Source organism: Chitinophaga filiformis (assembly GCF_023100805.1).
Lineage (GTDB): Bacteria > Bacteroidota > Bacteroidia > Chitinophagales > Chitinophagaceae > Chitinophaga > Chitinophaga filiformis_B.
Map to the genome: position 1 here is coordinate 1,928,933 of NZ_CP095855.1, position 11,872 is coordinate 1,940,804.

Sequence of the window (11,872 nt, forward strand, 5' to 3'; positions counted from 1 at the left end):
TACACCCGTTTACAAACAGACAGGAATAAAATGCGCCAGCTCGTAATAGGTCTTCTCTTTGCTTTACTGTGGGCATCAGCCGCAGTTGCCACAAAATTTGGTATTCATGCAGCCGATCCGCTGATCCTTGCTAACGTCAGGTTTTTCCTGGCAGGAGGGGGGATGTTGCTCTTCGCATACCTTATCAGGAAGGGACAGCATGCAATGCCGGAAGGGAAGGAGTGGATGCACCTGGCAGTTTTTGGTTGCCTGAATACCACCGTGTACCTGGGGTGTTTTGTAATAGCGATGAAAACAGTATCTGCAGGTATCGGGAGCCTGGCTACCGCTACCAATCCGCTGTTTATAATGGTTATCTCTGCCTTATGGGTAAAGCGGCCGTTGAAGTGGTATGAGGTTACCGGCATATTCCTCGGTATGGCAGGTGTTGCCATGGCAACCTATCCTTTACTATTGGACAGTCACGCCACGATCGGCGGTATACTGATCCTGATGCTGGGGATGTTTTCCGTATCTGTTGCTACAGTATATTACGCCCGCATCAACCAGCGGCTTTCCAGCCTGGTGATAAACGGCTGGCAGGTATTCCTGGGAGGGCTGTTGTTCATTCCCGTTACAGCGCTCTTTGCCGATTTTAAAACCTCCCATTTTAATGCGCAGTTCTGGCTTTCCGTGGGTTGGCTGGTATTGCCTGTATCCGTACTGGCTTTGCAGTTATGGTTCTACCTGGTGCGCAGGGATGCTGTACGGGCATCTCTCTGGTTGTTCCTATGCCCGGTATTTGGCTTCCTGTATTCCTGGATACTCCTGGACGAGCCTATCACCTGGTATACCTTTGCAGGCACCATGCTGGTAATTGGCGGCCTTTATCTGGCCCAGCAGGAGAAGTTCAGAAAACAATCCACTATTCCTCAAAATCAATAGACTTGATCTTATTAGCCAGGTTGTCGATGCTTTGCAGCTCGATCTCCCGCATTTTCTTTTTCAGCATCACTGCTTCTTTTTCAGATATTATCCCGTTCTGCAGGGCATTTTCAATTTTCTGCAACAGCAGTTTTTTAGACCTTTCTACTTTCTTGACTTTGAAATATGCATTGGACTTCCGGGAAATGAATTTCCAGAACAGGGACAATACAATAGACACGCTGGGCGCTATGATGACCAGCCATGACTTGAGGGGGTAAGCGTCAGGTAAATTGTTGGCCAGCAGCACCAGTAAGGTACCACCTCCCGCGCCGGCTATGCTGGCTGATGTCGAAGTTGGTTGCTGGGTATTGGAAGATTGCGTGGATGGGTTAGCAACCAGTGAATTTTCTTGTTCCAACGAATGAAAATGGTTTTATAGGATAATCGTTAAGGATAAAAAATATAGTGGATGATGGTATTTTGACCAGGCGATAGTGATAAGGTGAAATTAAAATGATGAGATCTATTTCCCTAATAATACATCGAGGGTACGGAGTATCTGTTGTGTATCATTCTGTTTTTCGAGATCAAGCACTACAACATGTCCTGATTTGTCTTCTACCACCAGCGCTTTTGGTGGATACCGGCGGATCCTCTTGAGTCTCGCCGTCTCCCTGGATGCGCGTAACAGCGTTAAGGCCAGAGACGACAGTGAAGCGAACACCGCAATAATCACCAATATCGTTGTAAATGTAGATGACATCATATCTGATTATGATTTTCTGGTTTTGGTCATAGCTATTAAAATTACGCATTTTTTGTCATAAAAACACTTAAAACTTCTTTTATATATAGTTACGATCCGATTTAAAATTATTCCTAATCCGAGACTTGCCAAATATTTTTTTTACTCCTGTAAGTAGTTTTTCCGGATCGCCTGTCCTAGTATAGATACCGGATCAAAATCCGGACCAGCCGGCAACACAGACTGGGCAAGGCCAAGATAGAACATACTGGGAATCACACGTGTAGAAACTGATAACAAAAATTTATAAGGCCCACTGAGTACTATGCCTGCCGGAAAACCGGATCAATACATCTGATCACATTGTCTGACAACTGATAATATCTTGATCAGATATGCTGTGAAGTTATCATGATAATGGTAATTTAGAACTATACCAATATTTAGGGGGAAAAATTCCGCGATAATCATCCTTATATTTACCTCCGGGGGACTTGAAAATGAAGCTCAGTGCAGTATGAGTAACAATGAGAACATCATAAAATGGCAACGGCAGATTGCATGTGACGGCGATGAAAAGGCTTTTTCAGAGCTGTTCCGTTATTTCTACGACCGTCTGTTATATTTTGCTATCCAATATGTTTACTCCCGCGAAGCTGCTGAAGAGATCGTTTCAGATGTCTTCGTAAAGATCTGGAACCGCCGGCAAGAGCTGGAAAAAATCTCCAATCTTGAAGTGTACCTTTTTGTAGCGGTTAAAAACCATTCGCTGAACTACCTGGAACAATATTCCTCCCTGCGGATCGCCCCCCTGAATGACGAATCAGGACTTTCCCAGCTCACCAATTCCGTCGACCCGGAACGTACTATGGAGTGGAAGGAGATCCTCTTTAAAATGGATCAGGAAGTGGGCCGGCTGCCGGATCAATGTCGCCGTGTGTTCAAGCTGATCAAGGAGGAAGGTTTTAAATATAAAGATGTAGCAGAGATCCTCAATATTTCTCCCCGTACAGTAGAGACCCAATTGTTCCGCGCTATGAAGCGCCTGAATGAAGTAATAGGGCCATACGTAGCCAACAGGTTGAAAGCAAAAAATAAAAAACCGGATTCCCTGTAAGTAGTTTTTCCATTCTCCCTGTCCTTCTGGTACAATCGCGTATGATAAACGAAGAATTATTTACCACGTTAGCCGCCAGGAAACTGGCTGGAGAAGCTACCACGGCAGAACAGCTGGAGCTTGATGTGATGTTGCAGGAATATCCTGAACTCCGCGAACGCTACCAGCTGCTGCAACAGTACTTCACAGTATCGGCATATCACTCTTCTGCCGAAACAGAACAGGCATTACAACGTACCATGTCCAGGATCAGTATCAGCTCAACTCCTGTAAGAAGGATGTTCCCCTGGAAATGGGTTGGCGTGGCCGCTGCCGCCGTATTGATCGCTGCTGTTGCCGTTGTGGTACTCAGGCCCCGACAACAGCAGGCGGAAGTGGCTAAGCTGATGGAAAGACAGAATGGTAAGGCTACCAAGGCAACAATAGAACTGGCGGATGGCAGTAAGATATGGCTGAATGCTGATAGCAAATTGTCCTATCCGGAAGTGTTCAACAATGACACCCGCGAGGTTTACCTTAGCGGCGAGGCCTTCTTTGATATTGCCGCCAATCCGAAGAAACCGTTCATCGTACACCTTTCTTCCGGTACCATACATGTGCTTGGGACTTCTTTCAACATCCGCGCCTATGAAAATGAAGCGGTGCAGACATCTGTCAAAACAGGTAAAGTGGCCTTCATCCCGGTCGTAGCAGCCGGACAGCAACCTGATACCATCTATATCACACCAGATGAAAAAGTGACCTATCGCCCGGCTGTTGCTGACGATAAAGAAGAAGCTATTATAAAGGAAACAACATCTGCAGAGGATGATAAGGCCTGGACAGAGGGAAGACTTGTATTCCGCGATAAAACGCTGGAAGAGATAGCCTCCGAACTGGAAAGGACATTTGGCAAGAAGGTAAGCTTTGGTAGTGATGCGCCACGTTATTACAGGCTTACAGGGGCTTTCCAGGACAACAGCCTGCAGGATATCATGTATTACCTGGCCAGGTCGAAAGCGTTCCACTATACCATCACTGATAGCACATTACTGATTACAGAATAATCGTTCACGTTCCATTTATTAATTCAATCAAATCAATTCACAAACAGCTGCGTTATGAAAGAAAGACCGCTACCCATGCGTTTTTCGGGACTTTTCCGCTCGTTGTTCCTGCCGCTTTTTGTCTGCATGGTACTGTTAAACATGCTGGACCTGAAAGCGCAGAGTGCATTTGCCGCTGAAGCAAATCATGCTGCATATGGCCAGGGCCAACAGGTAAGGGATACAGAAAGCCCACTTGAAAACCGTATTAGTCTCCAGGTAAACAATGAACTGCTCGGGCAGGTGCTGGAGAAAATAGAAAAGCAGACACCTTACGTGTTTGTTTATTCAAATGATGAAATAAAAGCAGCACAGAAGATCTCCCTGTCCGTCAAAGACAAAAAACTGGGAGAAGTACTGGACATGGTGCTGTCTCCACTGGACATTAAGTTCGAAATGATCAGTAACAAGATCATTCTGCGCCAGGCGGCAGCTACTACTATGCAGCAGGCTGAAATTACGATCAATGGCCGGATCGTTGACAATAAGGGAGAAGGTATCCCGAATGTGAATATTCGTTTGCAGGGTTCCAGCGTCGGCACCACTTCAAATGATCAGGGTTTTTTTACGCTAAAGATCCCAGCTGGGCAAGCCAATGGTACCTTGGTTTGCTCTTCCGTTGGTTACATCCCATCGGAAGTAGGGATCAGCGGAAGAACTAATATTACCGTAATGCTCACTGCCGACTCTAAGGACCTGGGAGAGGTAGTGGTCACCGCTTATGGTTCACAAAAGAAGACGCAGGTAACGGCGGCAATCAATACGATCTCCACTAAAGATATTGAGAGCCGGCCCGTTGCCAATATGTTCCAGGCTTTGCAGGGTACAGCGCCTAACCTGATACTCCAGCAGAATAATGCAGAGCCGGGCGCACAAATGACCCTCAATATACGCGGCGTTGGCAGTCTGACAGGTAATGCTCCGCTCATCATCATCGATGGTGTGCAGGCTGGCCGCGATGGTTTGCAGAACCTGAACCCCTACGATGTAGAAAGCATCTCCGTACTGAAAGATGCTGCTTCTTCCGCCATATATGGTTCACAGGCTGCCAACGGCGTTATCTACATTACTACCAAGAGAGGGAAAAAAGACGAGAAGCCAAGTGTTACCTACAACGGTATGTATGGCTGGCAAACGCCTACCACATTGCCTCGTAACGTGGAGGCCTGGGAATACATGACACTGAAAAATGAAGCGCTGGTAAACTCCGGTAAAACGCCACAGTTCTCTCCGGACAATATTAACTACTGGCATAAACGCGGCTCTGAGCCCGCATACCTGAAGGAAATGCTGCGCGACTATACACCTATGCAGAACCACAGCATCAGCATGACCGGTGGCGGTAAATCCAGCAGCTACCTCGTTTCACTGGGATATGTGAATCAGGGCAATATGTTGCAGAACTCTTATGTAACGGAAGACTTTTACTACAAACGTTACAATGCCAGGGCTAACCTCGCGGTAGACGTAAGCAAGTATGTGAAAGTAAATGTGAATCTCGCCTATACTAAAGGCATCAAACGCCGGCAGCAGGCAGATATCGGTATCCTGATCAGGGATGCTATCCGTACGCCGCGCATCTACCCCGTACTCGATTCACTGGGCAATTTCGTAGTGCCGTCATTGAATAGCAACAACGTGCTCGCACAACTGAAATACCAGGGTTTCAACAAGGAAGAGAAAGACAACCTGCTGGGCGGCCTGGATGTTACCATCACACCGGTAAAACATTTCAAGCTTAATTTCAATGCTTCCGGTACCTACTCCATCACCAACCAGACCGATCGTCAGAACAAATATAGCTACGCATCTTACTATACCACGGCCAATCCGCCACTGTATAACAGGATGTATGAGTATGAGTTCAAAGATCTTGCCTCCAACGTATACGCTACCGCAGAGTATGAAAATACTTTCGGTAAACATTATGTAAAGGCGCAGGTAGGTGGCCGTAGTGATGCTATCAACGAAGAGTACGGACTGAAAGCTACCCGTTATGGCACTACCAACCTGGACAATGACTGGTCCATCGGCGGCGGCTATATTCCCAAGCCGGACGGTACTTTCGATTATGCCAACATCGGTACTTACAATGACTTCGTTAATCCGAACCTGTATGCATTAAACTCTCTTTTCGGAAGAGTGAACTATGCATACAACGACAAATACCTGGCGGAATTTACCTGGCGTTATGATGGTTCTTCCAAACTGGCTCCCGGTCACCGCTGGCAGTTCTTTCCCGCTTTCTCACTGGGCTGGAGGATCACTGATGAAGCATTCTTCGAAGATTTCAAGGAAAAATACGGTAACGTAAAGTTCCGTTACTCCTGGGGACAGGTGGGTAACTCCAACATCGGAGGTTTCAACTACCTGGCCAGGGTAACCCTGAACACCGGAAAATATCCGTTCAACAATACGCCTAACACCGGCGCCGATTTCTCCGCTTACAATGAAACATTGCAATGGGAAATCTCTACTATGAGCAACTATGGTGTGGATGTAGATCTCTTCAACAACAAGATCTCCGCATCTTTCGACTACTTCAATAAGAACACAGATGGTATCTACCTGTTCCAGGTAGTGCCTGGTACCGCCGGTATCGGCGCTTCCCTGCAGAACGTTGGTAAGGTACAGAACAAAGGCTGGGAGCTTACAGTGTCCTATCATGCAAAAACAGGAAACGTTAATCACACCATTTCCGGCAACCTGTCTGACAACCTGAATAAAGTGGTGAAATACGGTGAGCAGTCCATTCAGGGCTCAGACTTCACCTTCATCATCAAAGAAGGTTTCCCGATCGCTTCTTACTACGGTTATAAGTCAAACGGTCTGTACCAGAACCTGGACGACATCAAGAGTGCGCCCAAAGTACCATTTGCCTACAATCAACAGGTAATGCCGGGCGATATCCGTTACATTGACCGTAATGGAGATGGTACTATTGACGCGGACGACCGCTACGTATTTGGTAATCCATTCCCACGCTACACCTTCGGATTTACCTATGCGGCTAACTGGAAGAACTGGGATTTCTCCATGTTCTGGCAGGGCGTAGGTAAAAGAAGCCAATTCCTCCGTGGCGATATCGTAGAGGCATTCCACAACAATGAGGACCATGCTTTCGAACAACACCTGGACCGCTGGACGCCTACCAATCCCAATGCCAGCTATCCAAGGCTGACTATCGGTACTGCTGATGCCAACAACTTTGCGTATTCCGACTACTGGTTGTTTGACACCAAATACCTGCGCTTAAAGAATCTGCAATTCGGTTATACACTGCCTCGCAGCGTAAGCCAGACACTGCACATCCAGAGCGCGCGGGTGTATTTCACCAGCCAGAACCTGCTGACCTTCACTCCACGCCGCTTCCGCGACCTGGGTGTAGATCCGGAATTCACACAGTTTGATGATAAACTGTCCTTTACCAACTATAACGCTATCGCAGGACGTAGTTATCCAAATGCAGCCACCTTCTCATTTGGTCTGGATCTGAAATTCTGATAATAGTGTTCAATGTTCATTAGTATGAAGAAATTATTATTACCAATACTTTGCGTCACTCTGCTGTTCTCCTGCCGTAAGCTGGACCAGCCTATCACGCGCGATTACACAGACGCCGCCTACTGGCGGACGGCTGATGATGCACTGGCAGCGCTTGCCAGCTGTTATGAGAACCTGTCTGACGATAGCTATTATTTCGGCGATGAAGCACTGAGCGATAACGCCTTTGTAAACGGTATCGGTTACAAGGCTGTCTCCACCATTGCATCCGGGGCTTACGATCCGTCCAATCAGCGGCTTACCGAAGAATGGAAATACCGGTTCACCTGCATCCGCAAGTGCAATATTGTAACAACAAACATCGACAGGGTACCTGCGCTGGATTCAACACTGAAACACCGCATCCTGGCAGAGGCAAGGTTTATCCGTGCTTACTCTTATTTCCAGCTGGTAAGCTGGTTTGGCGATGTACCGTTTTACACGAACCTGATCACCATCGAAGAAGCCAAAAGCATCTCCCGTACAGACAAAAACGCTGTGCTCGACTTTATCCAGTCCGAACTGACCGCCATCCGTGCAGACCTGCCGGTAAATAGCTATACAGGCGCTAATGGCGGCTACCAGGAGAAAGACAAGGGCCGTATCACCCGTGGCGCTGCTATTGCCCTGAGTGCGCGGGTACATATGTTCAAAGGCGAGTGGCAGGGCGCGATCAATGACTGTGAGCTGCTGATCAACAATACCAACAATGGTACATATGCATTGCTGAGCAACTACAGTAATATCTTTACTACCGCCAATGAGTACAATAGCGAAGTGATCTTCGATATACAATATGGTGGCGGCCGTACCCACAGCTCTCAACGCAACTTCCTGCCACAGACCGTAGCACTGCTGAGAAGTACGCTGGTGCCTACCCAAGACCTCGTGGATGACTACATTATGGTGAACGGAAAGGGCATCAGGGAAGCAGGCTCCGGTTATAATGAAAATGATCCTTACACCAACAGGGATCCCCGTTTTAATGCTACCATCCTGCACGATGGTTCTACCATCACAGACTTCGACGGCAAGGTACAGACTATCCTGACCAGGCCTGGTTCAAATCCGTCTACCAACAGTGTAGATGACCAGGGTGCTTCTCCAACCGGTTACTACTTCTATAAATATTACGACCGTACTGCTACCAACTACAACTCAGGTCTAAACCTCATCGTGATCCGTTATGCAGATGTGCTGCTGATGTATGCCGAAGCGAAGAATGAACTGAGCCAGCTGGATGCCGGTGTATGGAATCAAACGATCCGCGCTTTACGTGTACGTGCAGGTTTTAATGATGCGGGAGCGCTGGAGTTTCCGGGCGTAGCACAGGATGCACTGCGTACCATCGTGCGCCGCGAAAGAAGATCGGAACTGGCGTTTGAAGGTGTACGCGCATTGGACATCCGCCGCTGGAAGATCGCCGACCAGGTAATGAGCAAGCCTGTAAGAGGTATCAAAGTATCCGGAGGCGCCTTCAGAAGAGATGCCAATGGTTATATCATTGTGGAAGACAGAACTTTCATTAATCCGAAGCATTACCTGTGGCCGGTGCCCACGTTTGAACGCGATCAGAACACAAATCTTGGTCAGAACCAGGATTGGTAATATCCCACATTAATATTTTTCAAACTGATACGATATGAAAACATTTTTCGCCAATATACTCCTTGCACTGCCGGTTTCACTGGGACTTATACTGACCGGTTGTGGAAAAGACGATCATGAACTGAATACCAATCTGACGCCTGTGAGCAGGCTGAATGCACCTGTTGATGATAAATACATTAAGCTGCAGCCCGCCACCAGCGCTACAGTAAGCTTTGAATGGGATCAGGCCCGTGCAGAAGACGGATCGCTGGTACTGTATGAAGTAGTGATTGATAAAGATGGAGGCGATTTCTCCAACCCGATTGCCAAGATCACTTCTGACGGTGGTGGTGTGCAGAACAAGCTGACGCTTTCTCACAAAGACCTGAACAGCATTGCCGGAAAAGCGGGTATTGCTGCCCTGGCTACCGGTAAACTGAAATGGACCGTAAATGCGTCCAAAGGATATAACATACAGCCTGCAAAAGAAGCCCGCACCATAGAGGTGGAAAGACCTAATGGCTTTGCTGAAATTCCTGTGGATGTATACCTGACAGGCGATGCTACTGAGGCCGGCGCTGACCTGGCACAGGCAGTTAAGCTGAAGTCAACAGCTCCCGGTGTATTTGAGATCTATACATCCCTGAAGGATGGTAAATACAAATTCGTAGACAGGAATACCGGTACGCCTACTACTTACTTCATTGATGGTGCAGCCCTGAGAGAAGGAGGGGAGAGCACACAGTCCGGTGGTACAAAGGTATACCGTCTGCGTCTGGACTTCAATAATACGGCGGCTACTGTTACAGAGATCACTGCTATTGGTCTTTGGTTTGCGCCTGAGAATAGCATTATGTACGACCTGAGCTATACTTCCAATGGTACCTGGACATTTGAGAATAAGCTGATCAATTTCCACCAGGAATCATGGGGGCGCGATGAGCGTTATAAATTCCGTGTGAGTGTGAAAGCGGCAGATGGTACAGCCGGTACAGAATGGTATGGCAGCTCCAATGCCGATAACAATCGCCCTACAGCTACAACACCGCTTTCCTTCTGGGAATTAAAGCCTGTTGTAAACAGCGATCAGTATAACTACTGTTACAAATTTGCTTCAGAAGTAGATGGTAAAAACTGTGACGTGAAACTGTATTTCTCTCCGGATAAAACTTATACGCACCAGGTAATAGTGCGCTAATCCGGTACCGGTATTCATATCACGTAAATGATCAATTAAAAGCTTATGCGTCGGATATTCCTTCTATTTACAATAACAGCGGCTATGGCCACCACTTTCACGGCTTGTCTGAAAGAGCCTGTGGATGACGGTCCGGGACCGGGCGCCGGCAAATCGACCTATAAATACAACTGGCCGGCTATTGCTGATTCTTCCGCCTCTTCCCTGATCAGTAATTTTTACAATCAGAGCGGCAAGTATTTCAACAAGAACAATGCGGGCGATCTTACTTTCAACTACTGGCCCAATGCGCATGCACTGGATGTGCTGACAGACGTTTATCTGCGTACAAACGACGCTGCTGTCAAATCGCGTATGGATGATTTGCTGGAGGGTATGAAAGCTAAAAATGGCAATACCTATATCAATCATTTCTACGACGATATGGAGTGGATGGCGCTGGCCTGCCTGCGTGCCTACGAGGCTACCAGCGACGATCGCTACAAAACAACCGCAGAGCTGTTGTGGAATGATATCAAAGGCGGCTGGGATGATACCTGGGGTGGTGGCATCTACTGGAATAAAGACCGGCAGAACAAGAATACACCAGCCAATGCCCCGGCGTCTATCATTGCTTCCCGCATGTATCAGCTGAACCGTAATGGAGAAGACCTGGCCTGGGCAAAAAAGATCTATCAATGGCAGAAAGACAACCTGGTGGATCCTGTTACCGGTCTTGTATGGGACGGGCTGGATGGCAGCGGTACCAACAAGAGCTGGAAGTTTACCTACAACCAGGGCGTCTTTATTGGCGCCGCTGTGGAGCTGTATAAGATCACCGGCGAACAGACCTACATCGCCGATGCAATGAAAACTGCCAATAACTCATTGGCAGGAGAGTTCAGCAGCGGCAATATCATGAAAGATGAAGGTGGTGGAGACGGTGGTTTGTTCAAAGGCATCCTGGTACGTTACATGATGCTGCTGATCACAGATGGAAGCCTTAGCAGCACTGATGCCGCCAAGTTTGTCAGCTTTCTGCAGCTGAATGCCCAGACCATGTGGTTGCAGGGCACTACCCGCCCGCAGGTGATATTTAACACCAGCTGGACAAAAACTGCAGCTACTACCGATCTCACTACACAACTCAGCGGCGCTATGCTGATAGAGGCGGTGGCAAGGTTGAAAGAGCTGGAGCTGATCGACTAAAACGATACGTTATATCGTTAAGGTGAGACAAAAAGGACGTGACAACAAACATTTGAAATTGTAAGTTGTTCTCTATCATAATAATATGACGGAAATTTTAGCCCGATATGCCGGGATAAAATAACTATCTTCGTTTTCCTATGAGATGAAGGCAAAAGAAAGGTTACCCCATCGGGGTAACCTTTCCTTGTTTAAGGAATAACATTGTCTATGTATACCGTCTATGTCCTTTTTTCCCGCCAGTTCGAGAAGGTTTATACTGGTCATACCACTGATCTCCTCAAGAGATTTCACTTCCATAACCAATATGGCAGGCAGAAGGGAACATTACCTTACCGGCCCTGGGAGGTCATTTACCTGGAACACTTTGATGATAAGCAGTCTGCATTACGACGGGAATGGGTATTGAAATCGGGGAAAGGAAGGGCATGGATATGGGGGAAGATCCAGGAGGAGTATTATCGGGATGGGTATATAGGGACGGCCTTGCCGGAGTAGGG

Annotated in this window: 10 protein-coding genes; 8 read left to right on the top strand and 2 right to left on the bottom strand. The window is 47.5% G+C overall.

Annotated elements, in window-relative coordinates; translation table 11 throughout:
- The first annotated feature begins 30 nt into the window (after window positions 1-30).
- Complete coding sequence (locus MYF79_RS07975; protein ID WP_247813344.1) at window positions 31-924, top strand: DMT family transporter; 894 nt, start codon at window positions 31-33, stop codon at window positions 922-924.
- Here MYF79_RS07975 and MYF79_RS07980 read toward each other — a convergent pair.
- The gene (locus tag MYF79_RS07980; protein ID WP_247813345.1) at window positions 905-1,324 is read right to left on the bottom strand and encodes a hypothetical protein; all 420 of its coding nucleotides are present in this window, start codon (window positions 1,322-1,324) and stop codon (window positions 905-907) included. The two genes, MYF79_RS07975 and MYF79_RS07980, sit on opposite strands and share 20 nt — an antisense overlap.
- A gap of 105 nt (window positions 1,325-1,429) precedes the next feature.
- Entirely contained in the window at window positions 1,430-1,672 is a 243-nt protein-coding gene (locus MYF79_RS07985; RefSeq protein WP_199657785.1) for a hypothetical protein, read from the bottom strand.
- Between the two features lie 496 nt (window positions 1,673-2,168).
- Here MYF79_RS07985 and MYF79_RS07990 point away from each other — a divergent pair, with 496 nt between their 5' ends.
- The 7 genes from MYF79_RS07990 (at window position 2,169) to MYF79_RS08020 (ending at window position 11,870) form a co-directional block, all read left to right on the top strand.
- The gene (locus MYF79_RS07990) at window positions 2,169-2,768 is read left to right on the top strand and encodes an RNA polymerase sigma-70 factor (RefSeq protein ID WP_247813346.1); all 600 of its coding nucleotides are present in this window, start codon (window positions 2,169-2,171) and stop codon (window positions 2,766-2,768) included.
- A 41-nt stretch (window positions 2,769-2,809) separates the two neighbouring features.
- On the top strand, window positions 2,810-3,814 hold the full coding sequence (locus MYF79_RS07995; RefSeq protein ID WP_247813347.1) for a FecR family protein: 1,005 nt from the start codon (window positions 2,810-2,812) through the stop codon (window positions 3,812-3,814).
- A 54-nt stretch (window positions 3,815-3,868) separates the two neighbouring features.
- Window positions 3,869-7,357 carry a TonB-dependent receptor gene (locus MYF79_RS08000; RefSeq protein ID WP_247813348.1) on the top strand — a complete coding sequence of 1,163 codons (3,489 nt, stop codon included), beginning with the start codon at window positions 3,869-3,871 and terminating at the stop codon, window positions 7,355-7,357.
- Between the two features lie 24 nt (window positions 7,358-7,381).
- Entirely contained in the window at window positions 7,382-9,004 is a 1,623-nt protein-coding gene (locus MYF79_RS08005; protein ID WP_247813349.1) for a RagB/SusD family nutrient uptake outer membrane protein, read from the top strand.
- A 34-nt stretch (window positions 9,005-9,038) separates the two neighbouring features.
- Window positions 9,039-10,184: a SusE domain-containing protein gene (locus MYF79_RS08010; RefSeq protein WP_247813350.1), complete on the top strand. Its 1,146-nt coding sequence runs from the start codon at window positions 9,039-9,041 to the stop codon at window positions 10,182-10,184.
- Window positions 10,185-10,229: 45 nt separating this feature from the next.
- The gene (locus MYF79_RS08015) at window positions 10,230-11,372 is read left to right on the top strand and encodes a glycoside hydrolase family 76 protein (protein WP_247813351.1); all 1,143 of its coding nucleotides are present in this window, start codon (window positions 10,230-10,232) and stop codon (window positions 11,370-11,372) included.
- Window positions 11,373-11,582: 210 nt separating this feature from the next.
- Complete coding sequence (locus tag MYF79_RS08020; protein WP_247813352.1) at window positions 11,583-11,870, top strand: GIY-YIG nuclease family protein; 288 nt, start codon at window positions 11,583-11,585, stop codon at window positions 11,868-11,870.
- Window positions 11,871-11,872: the final 2 nt, after the last annotated feature.